Source organism: Allobosea sp. CCNWLY174, assembly GCF_037120455.1.
GTDB lineage: Bacteria > Pseudomonadota > Alphaproteobacteria > Rhizobiales > Beijerinckiaceae > Allobosea > Allobosea lupini.
In genome coordinates this window covers 119,579-143,325 of sequence record NZ_JBBBBQ010000004.1, presented here as the reverse complement: position 1 = coordinate 143,325, position 23,747 = coordinate 119,579, and the positions used below count along the sequence as shown (strand labels likewise).

16 protein-coding genes and 1 pseudogene are annotated in these 23,747 nt (G+C 67.2%); 5 read left to right on the top strand and 12 right to left on the bottom strand.

Going from position 1 to position 23,747, the window contains the following annotated elements:
- Positions 1-106: 106 nt before the first annotated feature.
- From lspA to V7S63_RS14200, 4 genes are all read right to left on the bottom strand, one after another.
- Complete coding sequence (gene lspA / locus V7S63_RS14215) at positions 107-595, bottom strand: signal peptidase II (RefSeq protein WP_100963152.1); 489 nt, start codon at positions 593-595, stop codon at positions 107-109.
- An 8-nt stretch (positions 596-603) separates the two neighbouring features.
- Positions 604-3,597 (bottom strand): isoleucine--tRNA ligase, encoded by a 2,994-nt coding sequence (ileS, locus tag V7S63_RS14210; RefSeq protein WP_336530697.1) that lies wholly within the window; start codon positions 3,595-3,597, stop codon positions 604-606.
- 194 nt (positions 3,598-3,791) lie between these two features.
- The gene (locus V7S63_RS14205) at positions 3,792-4,775 is read right to left on the bottom strand and encodes a bifunctional riboflavin kinase/FAD synthetase (protein WP_336530696.1); all 984 of its coding nucleotides are present in this window, start codon (positions 4,773-4,775) and stop codon (positions 3,792-3,794) included.
- A gap of 77 nt (positions 4,776-4,852) precedes the next feature.
- Positions 4,853-5,296, bottom strand: a complete 444-nt coding sequence (locus V7S63_RS14200; RefSeq protein ID WP_425285417.1) for a MaoC family dehydratase — start codon at positions 5,294-5,296, stop codon at positions 4,853-4,855.
- Between the two features lie 280 nt (positions 5,297-5,576).
- Here V7S63_RS14200 and V7S63_RS14195 point away from each other — a divergent pair, with 280 nt between their 5' ends.
- Together V7S63_RS14195 and V7S63_RS14190 are read left to right on the top strand one after the other, a co-directional pair.
- Positions 5,577-5,960: a response regulator gene (locus V7S63_RS14195; protein ID WP_091831929.1), complete on the top strand. Its 384-nt coding sequence runs from the start codon at positions 5,577-5,579 to the stop codon at positions 5,958-5,960.
- A gap of 337 nt (positions 5,961-6,297) precedes the next feature.
- Complete coding sequence (locus tag V7S63_RS14190; RefSeq protein WP_336530695.1) at positions 6,298-6,747, top strand: papain-like cysteine protease family protein; 450 nt, start codon at positions 6,298-6,300, stop codon at positions 6,745-6,747.
- Positions 6,748-6,985: 238 nt separating this feature from the next.
- Here V7S63_RS14190 and V7S63_RS14185 read toward each other — a convergent pair whose 3' ends face one another.
- The 3 genes from V7S63_RS14185 to V7S63_RS14175 all read right to left on the bottom strand — a co-directional run bounded on the left by V7S63_RS14185 (position 6,986) and on the right by V7S63_RS14175 (position 11,307).
- A complete protein-coding gene (locus V7S63_RS14185; RefSeq protein WP_336530694.1) occupies positions 6,986-7,843 on the bottom strand; it encodes a TIGR01459 family HAD-type hydrolase in 858 nt (285 codons plus the stop codon).
- An 82-nt stretch (positions 7,844-7,925) separates the two neighbouring features.
- Positions 7,926-9,380, bottom strand: a complete 1,455-nt coding sequence (locus V7S63_RS14180; protein ID WP_336530693.1) for an EAL domain-containing protein — start codon at positions 9,378-9,380, stop codon at positions 7,926-7,928.
- 145 nt (positions 9,381-9,525) lie between these two features.
- On the bottom strand, positions 9,526-11,307 hold the full coding sequence (locus V7S63_RS14175) for a hypothetical protein (protein WP_336530692.1): 1,782 nt from the start codon (positions 11,305-11,307) through the stop codon (positions 9,526-9,528).
- A 181-nt stretch (positions 11,308-11,488) separates the two neighbouring features.
- Between V7S63_RS14175 and aptA the strand changes: the two genes are divergently transcribed.
- On the top strand, positions 11,489-12,829 hold the full coding sequence (gene aptA / locus V7S63_RS14170; RefSeq protein ID WP_336530691.1) for an omega-aminotransferase AptA: 1,341 nt from the start codon (positions 11,489-11,491) through the stop codon (positions 12,827-12,829).
- 122 nt (positions 12,830-12,951) lie between these two features.
- Here aptA and V7S63_RS14165 read toward each other — a convergent pair whose 3' ends face one another.
- Positions 12,952-13,446 (bottom strand): peptide deformylase, encoded by a 495-nt coding sequence (locus V7S63_RS14165; protein WP_100963159.1) that lies wholly within the window; start codon positions 13,444-13,446, stop codon positions 12,952-12,954.
- A 97-nt stretch (positions 13,447-13,543) separates the two neighbouring features.
- Here V7S63_RS14165 and V7S63_RS14160 point away from each other — a divergent pair.
- Positions 13,544-13,702 (top strand): annotated as a pseudogene (locus V7S63_RS14160) (LysR family transcriptional regulator); the annotation flags it as partial.
- Here the strand turns inward: V7S63_RS14160 and V7S63_RS14155 are convergent.
- From V7S63_RS14155 to V7S63_RS14140, 4 genes are all read right to left on the bottom strand, one after another.
- Positions 13,703-15,907, bottom strand: coding sequence for a 3-hydroxyacyl-CoA dehydrogenase NAD-binding domain-containing protein (locus V7S63_RS14155; protein WP_336530690.1), 2,205 nt, complete (start codon positions 15,905-15,907; stop codon positions 13,703-13,705). It abuts the pseudogene before it with no gap.
- Positions 15,908-15,918: 11 nt separating this feature from the next.
- Positions 15,919-17,127 carry an acetyl-CoA C-acetyltransferase gene (locus V7S63_RS14150; RefSeq protein ID WP_091831945.1) on the bottom strand — a complete coding sequence of 403 codons (1,209 nt, stop codon included), beginning with the start codon at positions 17,125-17,127 and terminating at the stop codon, positions 15,919-15,921.
- A 130-nt stretch (positions 17,128-17,257) separates the two neighbouring features.
- The gene (locus tag V7S63_RS14145; RefSeq protein ID WP_336530689.1) at positions 17,258-19,054 is read right to left on the bottom strand and encodes an acyl-CoA dehydrogenase C-terminal domain-containing protein; all 1,797 of its coding nucleotides are present in this window, start codon (positions 19,052-19,054) and stop codon (positions 17,258-17,260) included.
- A gap of 261 nt (positions 19,055-19,315) precedes the next feature.
- The gene (locus tag V7S63_RS14140) at positions 19,316-19,777 is read right to left on the bottom strand and encodes a MerR family transcriptional regulator (protein ID WP_091831950.1); all 462 of its coding nucleotides are present in this window, start codon (positions 19,775-19,777) and stop codon (positions 19,316-19,318) included.
- A 353-nt stretch (positions 19,778-20,130) separates the two neighbouring features.
- Between V7S63_RS14140 and V7S63_RS14135 the strand changes: the two genes are divergently transcribed.
- On the top strand, positions 20,131-23,580 hold the full coding sequence (locus tag V7S63_RS14135) for a hypothetical protein (protein ID WP_336530688.1): 3,450 nt from the start codon (positions 20,131-20,133) through the stop codon (positions 23,578-23,580).
- The last annotated feature ends 167 nt before the right edge of the window (positions 23,581-23,747 follow it).

The following is a 23,747-nucleotide window of genomic DNA, read 5'->3' as shown; positions in this document are numbered from 1 at the left end:
AGCATGGCGGGCCTTTTAACCCATATCCCGCAAAATCGGGAGCCCTTTTGCCAGATTGCCGTAAATGAGCTGTGGCCGGCCTGTTTGCCAGCGCCACTAGGACGCCTCAAGCCGCCTTGGAACGCCCCGCCCCCGGCCTCAGCGATTCCCACAGGAGGCCGAGCACGCCGAAGACGATCGCCGCGTCGGCGATGTTGAAGATGTACCAGCTGAAGCTGCCGACATGGACATGCACGAAGTCGACGACGGCGCCGTAGACCATGCGGTCGAGCCCGTTGCCGAGCGCCCCGCCGATGATCAGCGCAAGGCTCACCACCGTCAGCCTGTCGTCGCTGCGCCACATCCAGCGCCAGAGCCAGATCGCCGCGACGATGGAGAGCACCACCAGCGCCCAGCGGCCGATATCGGTCGATTGCTGGAACAGGCCGTAGGAGATGCCGCGGTTCCAGGCGAGCACGATCTCCAGGAAGGAGGCGAGCTGGAACGGCCCCTCCTCGGCCAAGCGGAGGCCGAAGAGCAGCCAGAGCTTCAGCGCCTGGTCGAGCACGAAGGTGAGCCCGACGATCAGGGCGCCGAGACGGCGCAGCGGCGTCATCGCAGCCGTCACGCGGCGCGCCCGAGCTCGCGCAGCGCCTTGGCGTCGCGCGGCGTCACCTCAGGGAAGCCGGGCTCGGCCGTCGCCGGATCGAAATACTTCCAGGAGCGGGCGCATTTAATGCCCGAAGCGCGCGACGGCACCACCGAGACGCCGGGGACGTCCGGCAGGCGGAAAGCCTCGGCCGGCCCCTCCCCGTCGGCGATCGTCGCACCGGAGGTGATGCAGATCTCGGCGAGATCGAGCCCGCTCAGAGCCACGCGTAGATCGGGATCGGCGATGTGGACGACAGGAGCGGCCTCCAGCGAGGAACCGATACGCTTGCCGGCGCGCTCCAGCTCCAGCGCACCGGTGACGACGCGGCGCACGCGGCGAACCTTGGCCCAGCGCTCGGCCAGCTCCGGATCGAGCCAGGCATCATCCGCCTCGGCGAAGAGCTCGAGATGCACCGAGCCATCGCCGTCCTTCACCTGCGGATAGCGGTCGAGCCAGGCTTCCTCCGCGGTGAAGACCAGGATCGGCGCGAGCCAGGTCGTCAGGCAGCGGAAGAGATGGTCGACGACGGTGAGCGCGCTCCTGCGGACATGGCTGGAGCGCGGATCGCAATAGAGCGCGTCCTTGCGGACGTCGAAATAGAAAGCCGAGAGCTCGGTGTTCATGAACTGCGAGAGCAGCGTCACGACCTTCTTGTAATCGTAGGTCCGGTAGGCCTCCTCGACCTGCGGCCCGAGCTCGGCGAGACGGTGCAGCATCAGCCGCTCCAGCTCCGGCATCGAGGCCGGATCGGAGACGCGGATCGCCTCGTCGAAATGCGCCAGCGTGCCGAGCATCCAGCGCATGGTGTTGCGCAGCTTGCGATAGGTCTCGACGAAGGTCTTCAGGATCTCCTTGCCGATGCGCAGATCGTCCGAATAGTCGGCCGCCGCGACCCAGAGGCGCAGGATGTCGGCGCCGCTGTCCTTGATCACGTCCTGCGGGGCGGTGACGTTGCCCTTCGACTTCGACATCTTCTCGCCCTTCTCGTCGAGACAGAAGCCGTGGGTCAGGACCACGTCGTAGGGGGCCCGGCCGCGCGTGCCGCAGCTTTCGAGCAGGCTTGAATGGAACCAGCCGCGATGCTGGTCCGAGCCTTCGAGATACATCACCTTGTCGCGGCCGCCATCGACGACGCGATGGGTCTTGAGATCGGCGCGCTTCTCCAAAGTGAAGGCATGGGTCGAGCCTGAATCGAACCAGACATCGAGCACGTCGACGACGCGCTCGTACTTCGCCGGATCGTAGCCATAGGGCTTCAGGAAGCGCGCACCGTCGGTGTCGGTGAACCAGGCGTCGGCGCCCTCCTGCTCGAAGGCCTCGGCGATCGCGGCGTTGACCTTGTCGTCGACTAGGATCTCCTTGCTCTCCTTGTCGACGAAGACGGTGATCGGCACGCCCCAGGCACGCTGGCGGGAGACCACCCAGTCGGGCCGGTTGGCGATCATGCCGTTGATGCGGTTCTCGCCGGCGGCGGGGACCCATTGCGTCTCCCTGATCGCCCTGAGCGCACGGTTGCGCAGCGTGTCGGCATTGCCGCCGGCGGTCGGGGCCGGCGCCGCCGGATCGGGATCGCCGGCATCACCATAGGGCTTGTCCATGGCGATGAACCATTGCGGCGTGTTGCGGAAGATCACCGGCTTCTTCGAGCGCCAGCTGTGCGGATACTGGTGCTTGAGCCGGCCGCGCGAGACGAGGTTGCCGGTCGCCGCGAGCGCCTTGATCACCACCTCGTTGGCGTTGCCCTTCTCGCCCTTGTCGGTGATGACCTGCGCGCCCTCGAACCCCGGTGCCTCCTTGGTGAAGCGGCCATCCGCGTCGACGGTGTAGGGAATGCGGGTCTCGATGCCGCGCTCGGCGAGCATGCGGCCATTGGCCATCCAGACGTCGAAGTCCTCGCGGCCATGGCCGGGCGCAGTATGGACGAACCCGGTACCGGCATCGTCGGTGACATGGTCGCCGTCGAGCAGCGGCACGTCGAAGTCGTAGCCCTGGCCGCGCAGCGGATGAGCGGTCGCGAGACCGCCGAGATCGGCAGCGCTGACGTCGCGCTCCAGCTCGTAAGCCTCGACCTTGGCGGTCTTGAACAGCGCTTCGGCGAGGTTCTTGGCCAGCACATAGCGCGCGCCGACCTTGGCCCAGTTGCCTTCCGGCGCGGCCGTCACCCGATAGAGGCCGTAGGCGATCTTGTTGTGAAACGAGATCGCGCGGTTGCCGGGGATGGTCCAGGGGGTCGTCGTCCAGATCAGCACCGACGCTCCCGCGAGCGGCCCCGAGCCAAGCACCGGGAACGCCGCGAAGATCGTATCGCTGGTGTGCTCCTCGTACTCGACCTCGGCCTCGGCCAGGGCGGTCTTCTCGACGACAGACCACATCACCGGCTTGGAGCCACGATAGAGCATGCCGTTCTCGGCAAACTTCATGATCTCGCGGGCGATCTGCGCCTCGGCGCCATAGGCCATGGTCAGGTACGGATCGTCCCAGTCGCCCTCGACGCCGAGCCGCTTGAACTCGTTGCGCTGGATGTCGACCCATTTCTCGGCGAAGACGCGGCATTCCTTGCGGAATTCGACGACATCGACGTCGTCCTTGTTCAGGCCCTTGGCGCGGTACTGCTCCTCGATCTTCCACTCGATCGGCAAGCCGTGGCAGTCCCAGCCCGGCACATAGTTGGAATCGTAGCCGAGCATCTGCTGCGAGCGCGTCACCAGGTCCTTCAGCACCTTGTTCAGCGCATGGCCGATATGGATGTTGCCGTTGGCATAGGGCGGGCCGTCATGCAGGACGAAGCGGTCGCGGCCCTGCCCGGCCTCGCGCAGCTTGCGGTAAAGGTCCATCCTGGCCCAGCGGGCGAGCAATTCGGGCTCGCGCTGCGGCAGGCCGGCACGCATCGGGAATTCCGTCTGCGGCAGGAACAGGGTCTGCGAATAATCGGTGGTCTCGGGCTTCTCGGCGGTCTTGTCGGTCATGATCCGGCTCGGCGGTGCGGATGGCGGCTCGGCATGCGGTGCGGCGCCCATCCTGGAGATGTCACGGGGAAGCGATCGTCGTCCCGGCCTGCGCAAGCGCCCGCGCTATCAGCGCAGGGCGGCAGCCGGGCCGGTAATTCGCAGGGGCGAAACGAGGTGCAGAGCGGACATCAGCGGCTTCTAGCAAAGCGCGGTCATGGAAGGAAGGCCGGCGTCGCCGCCAGGATGCCGCGTGCGCTTGCGCTGTCGGCATCCATCTGGACGATCAGCGCCTCGAGCCTATCGAATTTCGCCTCGCCGCGCAGGAAGGCGACGAAGGCGACGTCGACGGTCTTGCCGTAGAGATCGCCGGAGAAGTCGAAGACGAAGGTCTCGAGCCTGGGCGCGCCGTCGTCGAAGGTCGGCCTGCTGCCGAAGCTGGCGACACCGTTATGCCAGGCTCCGTCGATCTTCATGCGAACCGCATAGATGCCGAAGCGCAGGCGGCAATCATGGCTGAGATGCATGTTGGCGGTGGGATAGCCGAGATCCCGGCCGCGCTTGTCGCCATGGGCGACTTCGCCACGCACGAACCAGGGCCGGCCGAGCAGCGCCGCGGCATGACCGACATCGCCGGCTTCGAGCGCCGTGCGCACCAGCGTCGAGGAGACCGGCTCGCCCTGGAAGGCGAAGGGCGGCACGACTACGACCGGAATGCCGGCATGGCCGGCGCGCGCCTGCAGCATCTCGGGCGAGCCTGTGCGCCCCTTGCCGAAATGGAAGTCATAGCCGCAGACGAGGCCGGCGGCGCCGAGCTGGCCGAGCAGGAGGTCATCGACGAAGGCCTCGGCCGGAATGGCGGCGACCGCGCGATCGAACGGCACGACGAAGCTGGGCGTGAGCCCGAGGCTGGCGAGGATCGCGACCTTGACCGGCTCCGGCGTCAGCCGGAACACCGGCTGCTGCGGCCTGAAAACCGTCCGCGGATGCGGCTCGAATGTCAGCGCCGCGGCGCTGGTCCCCTGCCGCGCCGCCATCTCGCCGGCGACGCGGGCGAGCTCGGCATGGCCGCGATGGACGCCGTCGAAATTGCCGAGCGCCAGCACGCGGCCGCGCAGATCGGCCGGCACCGGCTTGCCGGGTTCAAGGGTGAAGGCGGGCAGCGCATCGGGTCGCGCGGCCTCGGGGAATGAGCTCATGGAACGCAGGGTCGACGCCGGGAAGCCCCGGCTACCGCCGTGTTTGGCCCCAAGCGGCGGGAAGCGTCAAGGCCGGTTCAGGCTTGCGTGGCACGCGGCAGCGCCACCCAGGCCTCGCCTTCCAGCACAGCCTTGCCGTCGACCAGGCAGTCGCAGAAGAGCCGGGCGCGGCGTCGCTCCGGCACGAGTTCGACCACCTCGACGCGGGCGGTGACGACGTCGCCGATCTTCACCGGCGCAAGGAAATTGAGGGTCTGCGAGAGGTAGACAGCGCCCGGTCCGGGCAGGCGCGTGCCGAGCAGGGCCGAGACCAGACTTGCCGTCAGCATGCCATGAGCGATGCGCTGGCCGAACTTGGTCGAGGCGGCGTAGCGGTCGCAGAGATGGATCGGATTGGCGTCGCCCGAAAGGTCGGCGAAGAGCGAGATGTCGCGCTCCATCACGGTGCGCATCAGGCTTTCGCGCTGGCCGACGACCAGATCCTCGAAGGCATGGACTTGATAGAGCGTGCTCGCCATCATCGGTCGGCTCTCGCAACTGCAGCACGGCCAAAAGGCCGCCTGAATCCGGAATCGGGCAGGCAGCCTCTCACACCTCGCTGCACCGCACCATTGAACTTTGGTGCCTGTTGCTTGTTCCTCCGTCCGCCAAAGGTCGTATGCCGCAGGGTCACTCGGCGACCGGGTTAACGGCTTTGAAACGCCGAGCGCCTATGACAATTGACCCAAGGTCGCCGCTCTGCGAGAGCGACCCCGCGCCGGCGCCGTTGGGCCCTGCTGACTACTTGCTTGGAGCGCCGTCATGGCTGTCGACCCGTCAATGCCGATCCTGGTGGTGGACGACTATCAGACGATGGTCCGGATCATCCGCAGCCTCTTGAAGCAGCTCGGCTTCGAGAATGTCGACGACGCCTCCGACGGCAATGCAGCGATCGCCAAGATGCGCGACAAGAAATACGGGCTGGTGATCTCGGACTGGAACATGGAGCCGATGACCGGCTACGAGCTGCTGCGCCAGGTCCGCAACGAGGACGCCATCGCCGAGACGCCGTTCATCATGGTGACGGCGGAATCGAAGACCGAGAACGTCATCGCCGCCAAGAAGGCCGGCGTGAACAACTATATCGTCAAGCCGTTCAACGCGCAGACGCTGAAATCGAAGATCGAGGCGGCCTGCGCCGCCTGAGGCAGCGTCGCGCACTCCATCGCTTGATAGCTTTCCCGCCGTTACTGCGGCCGGAGCGAGCGGGGGCCGGACGCTGTCACAGGGCTCACAGCCTATTCGGAAGTTCACCGAGCCCTCATCCTGAGGAGCCATCCTGCGAGGAATGGCGTCTCTGGAGATCCTTCGACGCGCTTCCCACGATGAGGGCTGTGAGTTTCCAAACGGCATCCAAGGCCGGCCGCACCCGCGCGCAGGCTGTCATCTGCTTTTGACTGGAACGAGGTTTTCTGAAAGCGTGCCATCGCGAGAGCCTCATATCGCATGTGCCATTGAATATTTAGATTAAGGGGAGCGATCGATGTACAGGCGTGTTTCTCCCAAGGTTAAACAAGACACACCTATGCACTGCTACGCAGCAGCCTTCGAGTCATGGACGAGAGCCACGATTGGATATGCTGGCCACACGCAGAGTTCGATCGCCGCAAGCTATGACGACAATCCACCCCCGAGTGGCGGAGCATCCGAGAAAAGTATTCTGACTCTATTGAGCGATTTCAGCATGGATTTCACGGATTGGCGACGTGAAAGCCTCACTGAGAGCCTAATCGATTCGCATCTGCGCAAGGGGCTCGTCGTACTCATATACAAGTCGAGCGTCCTTAATTCACATACGATCGTCATCTATGGCGTCAGCCACGCAAATGGCGTCGCACAGATCAGCTTCATGGATCCATGGTATGGATCCTATCGATGGGCGAATGTCGCCAGCTTCAACGGCAAGCCGTGGTTGCTCGCCTGGGAAGCATGACTTGTGTGACCTGCTGGACGAGCTGCCTGAAGCATCGTGCACTCATGCGACATCTGGCGGCCCCATGAGGGCACTTCCCTAGACCTGCTTGGAAACTCGCAGCTTCATGCTGACGGCGCGGCAGGGCCGTCTCGAAGGCTGAGGGCACCGGGAATTTCTAACCGACGGTCGACGATGCACAATGGTTTCTGGAGCTGCGCTTGGCCGCTGGCCGGAGTGACAGGCCTATGAGGTACTCTCACCAGGCCAGATGCGGCATGGCGTAGTCGGGCCGGTGGCTCTGGCGGCCGAACCAGCCCTGCAGCGCCCCATCCGACAAGCCCGCCATCTCGCCGGCATGGATGCCGGCGACGCACATCAGCGAAGCCAGGCCATATTGCGCTGCGCCGGCGATGTCGGTGCGGATCGCATCGCCGATCGCCAGGATGCGCGTCTTCTCGACCGTCTCGCCGCGTAGCTCCTGGCCGATGCGGATGGCGAGGTCGTAGATCGGCGCATGCGGCTTGCCGGCATAGATCGCCTCGCCGCCGAGCTGCTCATAGGCGACGGCGAGCGAGCCGGCGCAGGGCACGATGCGTCCGCCACGATCGACGACGAGATCCGGATTGGCGCAGATCAGCGTCAGCTTCCGCCGGGCAAAATCCGCAAGCTGTTCGGCATAGCTCTCGGCCGTCTCGGTCTCGTCGTCGAACAGGCCGGTGCAGAGGACGTAGTGCGCCTCAGCGGGGCCGACGCGCGGCGCGTCGAGCCCTGCCATCAGCGGCAGGTCGCGGGACGGGCCGAGGTGATAGAGCGGCTCGCCGGCTCGATGGGCGATCAGGTCGCGCGCGACGTCGCCGGAGGTAACGATCGCGTCGAAGGCGTCGCCGGGCACGCCGAGCTTGCCGAGCTGGACGGCGATCTCCGAGCGCGGGCGCGGCGCGTTCGAGACCAGCACGACGGTGACGCCGCCCGCCCGCATCCGGGCCAGGGCATCGCAGGCGGCAGCGAACGGCGCGACCCCATTATGGACCACGCCCCAGATGTCGCAGAGGCAGAGCTCGTACTGGCCGATGACGGGCGCAACCCCGGACAGAAGGCGGGTTGATGACGGCACGGGCAAACTCCAATCGGACTGGCGCCGCCTGTCTACGCGGCTTCGCCAGCACAGGCCAGCGCTTCAATCCCCGAGGAGCGAGTCAGGCGGTGGCGCGGCGCAGGATGTCGCGGAAGGGCACGCGCTTGACCTCAGGCGGCGATGCCATGGCTGGATGCTCGACCACCTCGGCGGAAGCGGGCGCCGCCATGGCGGCAGCGGACTTCGGAATCGGCGCGATCTCAGCCGGTTGCGGCTCGGCGAAGACCTCGGGCCTGACCGGCCTCGGCGGCGAGAAGACGATGCCCTGGCCGAAGCCGATGCCGAGATCGAGCATGTCGGCGACCATCGGATCGTCCTCGACCTCCTCGGCGACGAGCTGGATCGAGCCGCGCGCGAGCTGAATCGCGATGTCGCCTGCCGCGATGTCGGCGAGCTTGCCACCGCGCGCCTCGGCCAGCAGCAGCGCCGCCGAGACCTTGACGAAGCGCACACCGCGATCATGCAGCGAGACCGGGTCGAAGCGCAGATCGGCGACATGGTCGAGCGCAAAACGCACGCCATTGGCCGACATGGCGCCGAGCAGGCCGAGGCTCGCCGGCTCCAGCGCCCGGAAGACGCGCTGCGGCACCTCGATGACGAGATTGCCGATGTGGTCGTGGTATTTTTCCAAGATGCGCGACAACGCCGCCAAGGCGCGCGACGAGCCCCAGGTCGCCGCGCTGAAATTGCAGGAGACGAAGAGCTCGCCAGGCTTGCTGCCGAGATGGCGGGCGATGGCCAGTGCCCGCGTCAGCACGAGCGCATCGAGCGTCGGGCCGAAGCCGCGGTCCTCGACCGTGGTCAGAAATTCGGAGGGGAGCAGCAGCGTCTTCTCGTCCAGACGCAGCCGGACGAGCGCCTCGTAACCCCGCGTCCGGCGCTGCGGCAGGCTGACGATCGGCTGGAGATGAACCTCGACCTGGCCCTTCGCCAGAGCTTCGCTGATCAGGGCGGCGCGTTCCTCGGCCGCGCGGTGCTGCGCCGCCTCGGCCGGGTCCTGCCGTGTCGCGACCAGAGGCTCGGGAGCGCGGAAATCGGGACGTTCAGGGACCAGCGCCGCAATCCGCGCCGGTTGCGGCGGCGGTGGATTGGCGAGCCGGCCTTCAATACGACTGAGCTGGTCGTCATGCTCGCCCAAGGTCGTCGCGACCTGCTGCAGGAGATCGCCGAGCAGACCGACCTCCGCCGTCAATTCGTGGAGCATCGCCTTGGCCGGCGCAGCATCGGCCTCGCCCATCGGCATCTGGTCGAGGCGCTTGGCCATCGAGTCGACGCGAATGGCATTGGTCGCGAGGCGGACCTTGACCTCGCCGATCGCCGCGAGCAGCTGCTCGCGCTCGCGCGCCGTGTTGCGGCGCGCCAAGGCTGCCGCTCCGGCCAAACCGAGCCCGGCGCTCAGCAATCCCAATGCGTTGGCGAGATTGCCCGGCAGGAGCAGGATCGCCGCTGCGCCCAGCGAGAAGCCGACGACGCCGCTGGCGGCCGGAGAGAGAGCGCTGAGGCGGGTGCGAGCCAAGGGCCGAAATCGCGCAAGGGGTTGAGGGGCAACGCAACGCTACGAATCAGCTGCGACAGCCACAGAATAGCGGCCGGATTCAGCAACTGCGAGGTCCATCGACGGATTGTGCGACCGAACCTTGCCGAAGCCCCCTGTTCCCGGCCTACCGCAACTGCAGCCCGACCTGGCCGATCGCAGCCAGGATGCGGTCGATGACCGGCGGCGAGAACCCTTTGCGGGCCAAAAAGAGCCGCGCATCGAGAGCAAAGAGCGGCTCGGCCTGGCCCAGCATGCGCATGGCCTCCTCCAACCCGTCCCGATCACCCGCGGCGGCGCTCGCCACGGCACGCGCGACCAAAGCGAGCGGCGTCTCCTCCGCCTTGATCAGTGAAGCCTGACTCTCCGCGAGCTTGTTCGCGCCGGTCAGGTACGCCGCGAAGTAGAGGAAGACGTCATACCAGGAAGGCCGGCCATTGCTCAGCGCAGCGGCGCGCTCGAGCAAGGGCAGGCCCTCGGCCGCCCGGTCGAGCTGAACGTAGCGCGCGCCGAGATCGGCCATGATGTCGGGATCGTAGGGGTTGCGCGCCATCGCCTCCCGGCCGGATTTGAGCGCTTCTTCGGCCATGCCGCGCAGGAACTGCGCCTCCATCAGGGCCTGATGAGCGCGCGCGCTCGCCGGCGCCAGCCTCACGGCCGTGACCGCGGCGGCAAGCGCCCGGTCGAGCGGCGAGCCGGAGCGCGCGTTCAGACCGGCGGCGTATTCATCTGCGGTGAGCAACGCCAGATGCGACCAGGCCGGATGGAAGTCTGGATCGCGCGCGACCAGCGCATCGAGGCAGTTGCGCGCGGCCAGATGATCGTCCGCCTTCATGTGCCGGCGGAAATTGAGCGCCATGTAAATGCAGCCGACCCCCGGCGGCAGCGTGGCGAGCCTGAAATCGGCATGCAGGACGCCGAAGGGCTGAGCCAGCCGGATCGCCACGCCCTGCGCCAGCTCGCGCAGTTCCGTGCCGTCGCTCACGGCCGCCAGGCTGCGCGCGCCGGAGGTGGTCCAGACGACCCGCCCGTCCCTCGCTGCGCTCAGCCGCACGAACCCCTCGATCTTGTCGCCGGCCCGCGACGTGTTGAGGGTCAGGATATAATCGGCCCCCTCCTCCGGCCGCAGCGCCGTACCTGGCGACTTGACCACGAGCAGGTCGTCGAAGCGGGCCATGGTGTCGACGAGATGACGCATGAACAGCCGCGCCGCATCCTCGACCGCGGGATCGACGATGTCGCCGGCGATCACCACGGCAATCACGGGCAGGCTCGCAGGCGCAGCGACCGGCTCGGGAGGCTGTGCCGAAGCGGACTGGTCGGGCGCATTGGGGGTTGCCGGCCGCGGCGCCAGCATGTCCCCGCTCGCGACGGCGACGCTCAGCTCCGGCCCGGTCCCGGCCTGGCGCCAGGCGACGAACGCGATCGCGCCGGTCAGCACCAGCGCTGCAACCGCATAGGCCCATGCTCGCCATCGCCTGCCGGCGGCGGCTGCGGGCTGCGCAGGCTCCAAGCTCGCGGTCGCTGCCTCCGGTTCCGCGAAGCCCTGCCGCGTGAAGCTGGGCACATAGGCACCGACGGGAATCGCGATCCGCACGGGATCGCGCACGCCCTCGGCCGCGAAGTAGAGATTGAGCGCCTTGCGCAGGCGCCCCGCCTCGACGCGCACGATCGGGTCAGATTGCGGATCGAACTCGGGCGGGCGTCCGAATGCCTCGACCGCAATGGTATAACCCTTGAGCTCGGCGGCGCGGCCGGCCAGGGCCTGCTCGACGACATAGCTCAGGAAGGCAGTGAGCTGTGGCGCGCTGCGAAAGATGTCAGATGCAAGGACGCGGTCGAGCTGCGCGCGGATGTCCTCCGGCGCGATCGTGCCGCTTCCGTCCCGACCGGCAACGCCTTCAGTCATTGGGGCGTAGTCCAGTGTTACCCCCTTGTTCAGACTACGCCAGAAACGACGTAACGTCACCTGCCCCGAGCGGCTGGCCGCCGCTCGCCGGACGCAGGCATGCCCCGAGCCGACGTGGATTTACAGCCCCGACCGCGCTGCTAGGTTGAGGAAGCTTTAAAAAACTAAATGGGACCGGACCATGACATCTGCGCCGCGCGCCATCAGCGCCCCGAACGATCTCGAAGCCTACTGGATGCCGTTCACGGCGAACCGGTCGTTCAAGCAGAATCCGCGCATGGTCGCCCGGGCAGAGGGCATGTTCTACTACACCCCAGAGGGCAAGCCGGTGATGGACGGCACCGCCGGGCTCTGGTGCTGCAATGCCGGCCATGCCCGCGAGCCGATCATCCAGGCGATCCAGGCCCAGGCGCGCGAACTCGATTACGCCCCGTCCTTCCAGTACGGCCATCCCAAGGTCTTCGCGGCGGCAGCCCGAATCGCGGCGCTGGCGCCGGGCGATCTCGACCACGTCTTCTTTGCCGGCTCGGGCTCGGAAGCGGCGGATTCGGCGCTGAAGATCGCCCTCGCCTACTGGAACGTCTCAGGCAAGGGCTCGAAAACCCGGCTGATCGGCCGCGAGCGCGGCTATCACGGCGTCGGCTTCGGCGGCATCTCCGTCGGCGGCATGGTCAACAACCGCAAGTTCTTCGGCGGACTTTTGACCGGCACCGACCACATCTCCCACACCTATGACCGCGAGAAGCAGGCCTTCAGCAAGGGCGAGCCGGACTACGGCGCGCATTTCGCCGATGATCTCGAGCGCGTCGTCGCCCTGCACGACGCCTCGACAATCGCCGCGGTGATCGTCGAGCCGATGGCGGGCTCGACCGGGGCGCTGCCGCCGCCGAAGGGCTACCTCAAGCGCCTGCGCGAGATCTGCGACAAGCACGGCATCCTCCTGATCTTCGACGAGGTCATCACCGGCTTCGGCCGCCTCGGCTTCGCCTTCGCCGCCGAGCGCTATGGCGTGATCCCGGACATGATCACCTTCGCCAAGGGCGTCACCTCCGGCACGGTGCCGATGGGCGGCGTGATCGTGCGCAAGCACGTCTACGACGCCTTCATGAACGGGCCCGACAACGTCATCGAGCTGTTCCACGGCTACACCTATTCCGGCCACCCGCTGGCGGCGGCGGCCTCGCTGGCAGCGCTCGACATCTATCGCGAGGAAGGCCTGTTCGAGCGGGCGCGGGCGATGGAGGACGCTTGGGCCGATGCGGTGATGAGCCTGAAGGGCGAGCCGAACGTGGTCGATATCCGCACGCTCGGCCTTGTCGGCGCCGTCGATCTCGCGCCGCGGGCCGAGGGCCCCGGCAAGCGCGGCTACGAGGTGATCGAGCGCGCCTTCCACGAGGAAGGGCTCATGATCCGCACCGCCGCCGACACGATCGCCTTCTCGCCGCCGCTGATCATCACGGAGAGCCAGGTCGAGGAGCTGATCGGCAAGCTCAAGCGGGTGATCAGGGCGGTGGCGAACTGAGCCGAACTGACGTCATTCTCGGGCGAAGCGAAGCGCAGGCCCGAGAATCTCATGACGAGAAGGCGCCCCTCGGCGCCTCTTTCGGCCCGAGATGCTCGGGTCAAGCCCGAGCATGACGAGTGTCACCCCCGCCGCAGCTTGTTGTAGCGGGTGATCAACCTGTCGCGCTTCAGTCGCGACAGGCGGTCGATCCAGAAGATGCCGTCGAGCTGGTCGATCTCATGCTGATGGCAGACGGCGAGCAAGCCGTCGGCATCCTCGCTCTGTTCCTTGCCTTCCAGATCCTGATAACGCACGCGGACATGGGCATGGCGCTCGAGCTCGTCGGTGACACCCGGCATCGAGACGCTGCCCTCGGTATGGCGAATGGTCTCCCGAGAGACCTGGTCGAGCTTGGGATTGGCATAGATGCGGACGTCGCCGGGCGTCAGCTCCAGCACGACGAGCCGGGACGGGACACCGATATGCGGCGCGGTGATGCCGATGCCGGGCGCCGACCGCATCGTATCGAGGAGGTCTTCCGCAAGAGCACGCAAATCCGCATCGAACCGCGTGACCGGTGGAGCAGGTAGCCGCAGGCGCGGATCGGGAAAGCTCAGGATCGGTCGGACAGGCATCGCAGTCTTGTCATGCGCTCCCCGGTTGGAGCGTCATCGCCAATACAGCGTAGCGATCCGGATGGATGCGCTCCACATCCCTCAGGTTGCCACCACACATCCGGCAGCTAGCGAGCTGGTCGACGTGATGCCGGAGCACAGGGCGGAGCCGATGCCGGTCGCCCTGCTCTATCCGCACCGGCAGCATTTGTCGCGCCGCCTGAAGGTCTTCGCCGACTGGCTGGAGCCGCTCCTGAAGGAGCAGCTCTTCGCCTGATCAGGCCGCAGCCTTCTTCTCGGCGCTGCCGTAGAAGCTCTCGCCGGTCTTGGCCATGCGCTTCAATAGCCGGTTCGGCTTGAAGCGCTCGCCATGCTTCTTGGCCAGCCCCTCGCAGAGCTTCACGAAGGCGGCCGCGCCCATATTGTCGATATAGCTCAGCGTGCCACCGCTATAGGGCGCGAAGCCGAAACCGATGATCGAGCCGACATCGGCCTCGCGCGGATCGGTGACGACGCCTTCCTCATAGGTCTTGGCCGCTTCGAGCGCCTGCGTGACCAGCAGGCGGTGCTTCAGCTCATCCATATCCACCTTTTCGGGGTGGATATGGTTGGAGACGAGATCGGCGAGACCGGGCCAGAGCCGCTTCGGGCCGGCTTCCGGATAGTCGTAGAAGCCCTTCCGGTTCTTGCGGCCGAGGCGGCCATGCTTCTCGACCATCTCGTTGAGAAGCTTCTCCTGCGCGGGGTCGACGGCGCCCTCGCCGAGTTGCGCCTTGGTCGCCTTCAGCACCTTGTAGGCGAGATCGACCGCGACTTCGTCATTGAGCGAGAGCGGGCCGACCGGCATGCCGGCCTGCTTGCCGGCGGCCTCAATCATCGCCGGCGGCACGCCTTCCATCAGCATGAGGTGACCCTCGCGGATGTAATTGCCGACGCAGCGATTGGCGTAGAAGCCTCTGACATCGTTGACGACGATCGGCGTCTTCCTGATGGCGCGGACGAAGTCGAGCGCCATGGCGAGCGCCTTCTTGCCGGTTTTCTTGGCCATGATGATCTCGACCAGCAGCATCTTCTCGACCGGCGAGAAGAAATGGATGCCGATGAAATTCTTCGGCCGCTCGCTGTGCTCGGCAAGGCCAGTGATCGGCAGCGTCGAGGTGTTGGAGCCGAAGATGGTCTTGGGGCCGACCACGGCCTCGACCTTGGCGATGACCTCGGCCTTGACCTTCGGGTCCTCGAAGACCGCCTCGACGATCAGGTCGCAGCCCTTGAGATCGGCATAGTCGGCCGAGGCCTTGATGCGGCCGAGCAGCGCGTCGCGATCGGCGGTCTTGGCGCGGCCCTTGGTGATCTGGTCGGTGACCAGTTTGTGCGAATAGGCCTTGCCCTTCTCGGCCGCCTCGATGTCGCGGTCGACCAGCACCACCTCGATGCCGGCATTGGCGGTGACATAGGCGATGCCGGCGCCCATGAAGCCGGCGCCGACGACGCCGACCTTCTTCAGCTTCGAAGCGGGCACGTCGGCCGGGCGGCGGGCGCCCTTGTTCAGCTCCTGCATCGAGACGAAGAGCGAGCGGATCATCGAGGCCGCCTCCTTCGTCCGCAGGATCTTGGCGAAGTAGCGGCTCTCGACCTTGAGGGCGAGGTCCATCGGCAGCTGCAGGCCCTCATAGACCGCGCTCAGGATGGCGCGGGCGGCCGGATAGTTGTCGTTGGTCTCGCGGCGATAGATCGCGTTGGCCGGCGGCCAGATCTGCATCCCGGCCGGCGAATGGACCTTGTTCGAGGGCAGCTTGAACTTGGGATCTTCCCAGGGCTGCTTCGCCTGCGGGTTGGCCTTCAGCCATTCCTTGGCCGCCGCGACGATCTGGTCGCGCGGCAGGACGGCATGGACGAGGCCCATATTGCGGGCCGGCAGCGCCTTGATCTGGTCGCCCTTGAACATCATCTGCAGCGCGTCGCCGGTCTGCATCAGGCGCGAGACGCGCTGCGTGCCGCCGGCGCCGGGGAACAGGCCGACCTTGATCTCGGGCAGGCCGACGCGGGTCGAGGCATCGTCCGAGACGACGCGGAGCTGGCAGGAGAGCGCGAGTTCGAAGGCGCCGCCGAGGCAGACGCCATGGATCGCCGCCGCGAACGGCTTCCCGCAGGTTTCCAGCTTACGATACAGCAGCGAAAGCTTGCGGCTCTCGTCGAAGAAGCGCTGCATCGCGATCTGCTCGCCCTGCTCCTTGGCGAGCTTGACATAGAGGTCGCGCAGGCCCTGCAGCATGGTGAGGTCGGCGCCGCCGGAGAAGGCTTCCTTGCCGGAGACGATGACGCAGCCCTTGATCGCCTCGTCGGAGGCGACCTTGTCGACGACTTGGTTAAGTTCTTCCATCACCTGCGGGGTGATGACGTTCATCGAGCGCTCGGGCATGTCCCAGGTCAGGGTGGCGATGCCGTCGGCGTCGGTGTCGAAGCGGAAATTGACGAGGTTCATCGGCTCTCTCCTCAAACCCGTTCGATGATGGTGGCGACGCCCATGCCGACGGCGACGCACAGCGTGACCAGAGCGGTCTGCTTGTTGGTGCGTTCGAGCTCGTCGAGGACGGTGCCGAGGATCATCGCACCGGTGGCGCCGAGCGGATGGCCCATCGCGATGGCGCCGCCATTGACGTTGAGCACGGCGTCGTCGATGTCGAAGGCCTGCTGATAGCGCAGCACGACCGAGGAGAAGGCCTCGTTCAGCTCGAACAGGTCGATGTCCTTGACGCTCATCCCGGCCTTCTTGAGCACGAGCTCGGTGACGTCGACCGGGCCGGTCAGCATCAGCGCGAGATCGGAGCCGGTGGTGGCGAAAGCCTTGATGCGGGCGCGAGGCTTCAGGCCCGCGGCCTTGCCGGCCTTCTTCGAACCCACCAGCACGGCGGCAGCGCCGTCGACGATGCCCGACGAGTTGCCGGCGTGGTGGACGTGGTTGACGAACTCGACGTCCGGATGCGCCGCGGTCGCGACCGCATCGAAGCCGCCCATCTCGCCCATCTGGACGAAGGAAGCTTTCAGCGCGGCCAATGCCTGCATGTCGGTCGCCGGGCGGATGGTCTCGTCGCGATCGAGGATGATCAGGCCGTTGACGTCGGTGACCGGGATCACCGAGTTCTTGAAGCGGCCCTCTTCCCAGGCCTTGGCGGCGCGCTTGTGCGAGCGCACGGCATAAGCGTCGACATCGTCGCGCGAGAAGCCGTACTTGGTCGCGATCAGGTCGGCCGAGACGCCCTGCGGCATGAAATAGGTGTCGATCGCGACGGAGGGATCGACCGCGATGCCGAAGCCCGAGGCGCCCATGCCAATGCGGGACATGCTCTCGACGCCGCCGCCGATCGTCATCTCCTTCTGGCCGGACATGACCTGCGCCGCGGCGAGGTTGACCGCATCGAGGCCCGAGGCGCAGAAGCGGTTGATCTGCACGCCCGGCACTTCCTTGCCGTAGCCGGCTTTCAGAGCGACGGTGCGGGCGATGTCGGCGCCAGCCTCGCCGACCGGATCGACGCAGCCATAGACCACGTCCTCGACCAGCTTGGTATCGAGATTGTTGCGCTCCTTGATGGCGCGCAGCGTCTGCGTGCCCAGTTCGATCGCGGTGACCTCGTGCAAGGAGCCGTCGGCCTTGCCCTTGCCGCGCGGAGTGCGGACATGGTCATAGATGAAAGCATCAGCCATCAAGGGCCTCCCATCGGACGTTTTGCGGGCAACCTAGCCGTCATTGCGAGCGAAGCGAAGCAATCCAGACCGTAGAGCTCTGCCGCTCCTGGATTGCTTCGTCGGCTTCGTCTCCTCGCAACGACGCTGTTCAGAACTGCTCGGCGCTCAGCGCCATCGTGGCGTCGGAGCCGGAGGTGATCCGCGCCAGATGCGCAGCGGTCTCGGGCAGCGAGCGCTCCATGAAGAAGCGCGCGGTGACGAGCTTGGCGTTCATGCGCTCGGCCTGGCCATTGGCGCCGGCCTTGAGCTTCTCCTGCGCGACCTTGGCCATCTTCGCCCACATATAGCCGAGGCTAACCAGGCCGAGCAGGTGCATGTAGTCATGCGCACCGGCGCCGGCATTGTCCGGCTTGGCGAGCGCGTTCTGCATGAACCACATCGTCGCCTGTTGCAGATGGTTCAACGAGAGCTGCAGAGAGGCCAGCAGCGGCTTCAGCGCCTCATCGCCCTCGTTGTCTTTCACGAAGGCGCCGACCTCGTTGAAGAAAGCCATGATGGCGCGGCCTCCGTCGCGGCCGAGCTTGCGGCCGACCAGGTCCATCGCCTGCACGCCGTTGGCGCCCTCGTAGATCATGGCGATGCGGGCATCGCGGACGAACTGCTCCATGCCCCATTCGGCAATGTAGCCATGGCCGCCATACATCTGCTGGGCCTTTACCGCATTGTCGAAGCCGACATCGGTGAGCACGCCCTTGAGCACCGGCGTCATCAGGCCGAGCTGGTCGTCGGCGGCCTGGCGCTCGGCATCGTCGCCCGAGCGATGGGCAACGTCGGACTTGATCGCGTTCCAGATGACGAAGGCGCGCGCCGCCTCGTTGAAGGCCTTGATCGACATCAGCGTGCGGCGCACGTCCGGATGGACGAAGAGCGGATCGGCCGGCTTGTCGGGGTTCTTGGCGCCAGTCAGGGCCCGGCCCTGCAGACGGTCCTTGGCGTAGGCGACAGCGTTCTGATAGGCGACCTCGGACTGGGCCAGACCCTGGATCGCGACGCCGAGGCGGGCCTCGTTCATCATCACGAACATGGCGTTGAGGCCCTTGTTCTCGGCCCCGACCAGCCAGCCCTTCGCCCCGTCATAGTTCATGACGCAGGTCGAGTTGGCGTGGATACCCATCTTGTGCTCGATCGAGCCGCAGGACACCTTGTTGTTCGCGCCGACCGAGCCGTCGGCTCCGACCTCGTTGCGCGGCACGACGAAGAGCGAGATGCCCTTGACGCCCTGCGGCGCGCCCTCGATGCGGGCGAGCACGAGGTGGATGATGTTCTCGGTGATGTCCTGCTCGCCGGCCGAGATGAAGATCTTGGTGCCCGTGATGGCATATGAGCCGTCGCCGTTCGGCACGGCCTTGGTCTTGATCAGGCCGAGATCGGTGCCGCAATGCGGTTCGGTCAGGTTCATCGTGCCCGACCAGGTGCCCTCGGCCATCTTCGGCAGATAGGTGCGCTTCTGCTCGTCCGTGCCGTGGACATAGAGCGCGGCCATCGCGCCCATGGTCAGGCCCGGGTACATCGAGAAGGCCATGTTCGCCGAGGAGGAAAACTCGTTCATGATGGCGCCGAGCGTGTAGGGCAGGCCCTGGCCACCGTACTCGGGATCCATGGCGAGCCCGATCCAGCCGCCTGCAGCGTAGGCTTCATAGGCCTGCTTGAAGCCCTTCGGCGTCGTCACCGTGCCGTCGGCATTGCGCTTGCAGCCTTCCTGGTCGCCTGAATGATTGATCGGCTGGAGGACTTCCTCACAGAGCTTGGCGCCCTCGCCCAGCACGGCCTCGACCAGGTCCGGCGTCGCCTCAGCAAAGCCCGGGAGGTTGTTGTAGCGCTCGAACTGGAAGACGTCGTTGAGCAGGAACAGCGTGTCCTCGACAGGCGCCTTGTAGACCGGCATCGCATCCCTCCCTGGCGTTTCGTACAGTTTTGGTGACGAAGCTTGCCGGCGCGATAGGGCAGCGGCGCTTCGAGATAGTTCACATATAAACTATCTAGCCGCAGCTTGCCAAGGGGCCAGCCCACTTTTTCTTCCGGACAGCGCAGTCGGGAGAGATTGGCGCCGCGCACGCAGTACGTGCAAACGAAAAATGCCCCGAACCTGCGAGGTTCGGGGCATCATTATCTCAGCGAGGTGAGCCGGTCAGGCGACCGGGCCGCTTCAGGCGTCGAGGCGCGCGAGCGTCGTTTCGAGCTCGGCGATAGCGGTCTCGATCTCGGTGCGCTGGCTGCGCAGCAATTCGAGCTGCTCGGCGATCTGGCTGCGGCTGAGCTGCAGGCCGCCGACCGAGGCGGACGGTTCCTTGCCCTTGAGCTCCTTGCCTTCCTCGTTGGCGAGCATGGCGCGGATCTCGACCAGGGTGAAACCGAGCTGCTTGCCCTTGAGGATGAGGGCGAGCCGGGCGCGGTCGCGGCCGGAATAGATCCGGGTCAGGCCGGACCGTGCCGGCGCGAGCAGGCCGCGTGATTCGTAAAAGCGCAGCGTGCGCAGGGTGACCCCGAATTCGCGGGCGAGGTCGCTGATGGTGAAGCCATCGGCTTCGGCGGGATTCGTGGTCTGCGGGGAGGCGGAGCGGCCGTCGTGACTTGAGGTGGCCGCCAGAGCTGAGCTTTGGCGCGGCATATCTGTTCCTTAAGGTTGCGAAGCAGGACGGCGACCCACCGGAAGGCGTCCCTGCGTTGCCGGCAATGTAGGCGAGGCGGCTCCCTTACGTCACGTCGTTAGCCGCCAACCGGGGGTAAGTTACCGTTATGCCCGGCCTGGGCAACCTGCCTGGGCAGGCGTTTCCGGAAAATTAACGTCCGGCGCCTCGATCTTAACGCTCTATTTACCGTGACGGCGAAAAGTCGGTGCCGCGGTCTGCAGTATCATTCGCATCAACCCGATGTTCATGATTGCCGGGATCGCAAGGGCGCCGCCGCCTGAGGGGGCTGCAAGCGCCTTTGGTCGAGATTGCCCCTCGAGGCGAGCGTGACATGGCGACCAGCCTGCCCTGGAGCGTCAAGGGCGTCGATCCGCGCACACGTGACGCGGCGAAGGCGGCCGCGCGCCGCGCCGGGATGACGCTCGGCGAGTGGCTCGACAACAAGATTCGCGACGAGGCCGGGGAACCGGAGACCGTCGCACAGCACGCCGAGGAGCAGGACATCGCCGCGCTCTCAGAGCGCCTTGCCCGCCTTTCACAAGGCGGCATGCAGACGGCTGCGGCCCCGCAGGCCGCCCCAGCCAGGCCCGAATTCTCGCGCGACCGCATGGACGCGTTCATAACCCAGGCCGCCATGGCCGAGCGCCTGACGCGCGACAGCAATGCGCGCACCGCAAGCGCGCTCGACTCGATCGCGCAATGGATCGAGCGCACCGAGGGCCGCCTCTCGGATGGCGAGCGCGCCACGGTCGAGCGCCAGGAGCGCGCCACCGCCGTAATCGCCGACGCGATCAAGACGATGGGCACCCGGCTCGCCGACATCGAACGCCGGGCCGAAGAGACCAGCCGCAGGCCGGCTGCCCCCCCGGCGCCCCTGCCGCAAGCCACGCGCCCGGTCGTGCTCAGCCGCGACGGTCTCGCCGCCGCTGTGTCCGACATCCGTTCGCGCCAGCGCGCCCTCGACGGCGATGCGCGCACCGCAGTCTTCGAGCGCCCTGCCGCCACAGCTTTTGAGCGCCCTGCCACCGCCGCGCCGACGCTCGCGAGCCTGCGCGAGGATCTGCGCCAGCTGAACGATCGCATCGCGCCGGCCCAGCCGGCGATGCGGGTCGAGGAGCAGCGCGCCGCCTACAAGCCGCTCGAACGGGCGATCAGCGAGCTCGGAGCCAGGCTCGACCGCCTCGACGGGCGTGAGCGGCTCGACCCCATCCTGAAGCCGCTGGCGCGGATCGAGGCCGAGATCGGCCGCCTGTCCGACGGGCGCTCGCAGGAAAGCTACAACCGCTTCGAGCTCGAAGTCGCCCATCTGGCCGCCAAGGTCGATGCGCTCGCCGCACGCGGCGGCGACCGCCAGCTGATCGCTCCGATCCTGAACGAACTCGCCGAGTTGCGAGAAATCGTCTCCACTCCGGACGGCCGGCGCTTCGACGACCTGTCGCTGCAGCTCAACGCCCTGACCTCGGATGTCGGGCGCCTGCGCGACGACACCCGCGACCTGCGCAGCCTGTCGCTGGCGATCGAGGATGTGCGCGAGAGCCTGCACGCCGATCGCCTGCGCGAGCGTACCGGTGACAGCGCCCCGCTGCTGGCCCTGTCGCGCCAGGTCGAATCGCTCGCCCAGAAGCTCGACACGCTACCGACGATGACGACCTCGGTGATCGACGGGCAGGTCGACCAGCTCGTCGCCCGCCTCGGCGAACTCGACGCCATCGGCCGGCCGGCCTCCAACCAGCTCGCCGAGCGCATCGAATCGCTGGTGATCAAGCTCGAAGAGCTGGCCGACCGGCCGCCGAGCCGGCTCGAGGACCGGATCGAGACGCTGACCGATCGCATCGAGCAGCTCGCCGCCTCGAGCAGGCTCGCCCAGATGACGGATGACGGCGGCACACCTGTCGCCCGGGTCGACATGCGCCCGGTCGAGGACATGCTGCGCGGCCTCGCCGCCAAGATCGACGAGGCTGGCCGACCCGGCGCCGGCTCCGATTCCTTCGATGCGCTCGAGCGCCAGATCGCCGGCCTGACCCAGCGGCTGGACCAGCAGGCCGCGACCCGCTCTGCCGAAAACGGCATCGAACGGACGCTGCAGGACCTCGTCGTCCATCTCCAGGGCATGCGCGAGGACACCACGGCGGCGGCCGAGCGCGCGGCGCGCGCCGCAATGGCCGACCTGCCGCCGTCTCGCGGCGCCAGCCTGTCGGAACTCAGCGACCTGATGAGCGGCCTGCGCGAGACCCATGTCTCGACCGGACGCGAGACCCAGGATGCGATCGGCGCCGTGCACCGGACGCTGGAGACCATCATCGGTCGCCTCGGCGATCTCGAAGCCGAGCTGGGCGAGGACCGGCGCGGTGGCGCAGCCACGCCACGCGTGCGCACGCCCGCTGCGGCCGACGAGATCCGGGCGGTGGCTCCCACTGCCCCGATGGCCGAGCGCTTCGTCGCCGAGGCGCGCCTGCCGCGCACCGGCGGGCTCGACCTGCCGCTGGAGCCGGGCTCCGGCCGGCCGCGCCCCGAGGCACCCGCCCCACAGGGCAATGATCCGCAGGCCGTCCGCCAGAGCCTGATCGCCGCGGCGCGTCGCTCGGCCAAGGCCGCCAGCGACGCTGCGGCGACCAACCCGGCGACGACCGAGACGAGCAAGCCCGGCAAGGCGGCCAAGTCACCCTCCGGCGGCGGGCGCCTCAAGGAAATTCTCGAAAAGCGCCGGCGGCCGCTGCTGCTCGGTCTCGCCGCGCTGGTTCTCGCGATCGGCGCCGCCCAGGTCTTCTCGAGCAGCCAGCAGGGCAGCGCCAAGAAGCAGCTGGTGAACGAGAGCAGCAGCCGGACTGAAGCGACCCGGCCCGCCCCCGCCGAAGCTCCTGCGGCCAAGCCGACCCCGCAAGGCGCCCCGGCCGAGCCGGCGGCACCGCCGGTGAGGGACCAGAGCTCGGCCCTGCCGCCGCTGCAGATCGGCACGACGCCGGCGCAGGCCGCGGTTCCCGCGCCGGCCCAGGCGGCCAATGCGGAGTCGCTGCCGCCGGCAGCCTCCGTGCCCTCAATGGTGGCTTCGCTGCCGCTGCAGAGCCCGTCCGAGGCGGTCGATACCGTCACCGGCATCGGCGAGTTGCCGCCGACTGTCGGCAGCGCCGGCCTGCGCAAGGCAGCGCTCGCGGGCGACGCCCGCGCGGTCTACCAGATCGCGGCCCAGGCGGCCGACGGCCCCGGCAACCGCGACCCGAAGCTGGCGCTGCGCCTGTTCGAGCGCGCCGCCGTCGCCGGTCTCGGGCCGGCGCAGTTCCGCCTCGGCAACATGTTCGAGAAGGGCATCGGCACCAACCGCGACCCGGCGCTGGCCAAGGTCTGGTATGGGCGCGCCGCCGAGCGCGGCAACGCCAAGGCGATGCACAATCTCGCAGTGCTCTACGCCGAGGGTGCCGGCGGCAAGCCGGACTATGCCACGGCGACCGACTGGTTCCGCCGCGCCGCCGAGCATGGCGTGCGCGACAGCCAGTACAATCTCGCCATCCTGCTCGGTCGCGGCCTCGGCGCTCCGGCCGATCTCAGCCAGTCCTATCGCTGGTTCGCGATCGCGGCAGCCCAGGGTGACGAGGATGCCGGCCGCAAACGCGACGAGGTGGCGGGCCGACTGCCGGCCGGTGATCTCGCCGCCGCCAAGGCAGCGGCCGAGAGCTGGAAGCCGAAGCCGCTGGAGGCGAACGCCAACGAGGTCACGCAGCCGGCCAAGGGCTGGGACGAACCGCCGGTCGCCGGCAAAAAGCCGGCCAAGCCGAGCCGCGGCTGAGCTTTCGGTGCAGGCCGGACCTGCGCCGAAAGCCCCTCAAAACTGCACAAATTGAAAAGGATTCCGCTGTAGCGTCACCGCTATGGCGTGATTTTCGTTCGGACGGTCCCGGCGGAGCAGCAGAAATTCGTGCCGGCTCAGCACGTCGGGCATGTTCTCGTCGCAAA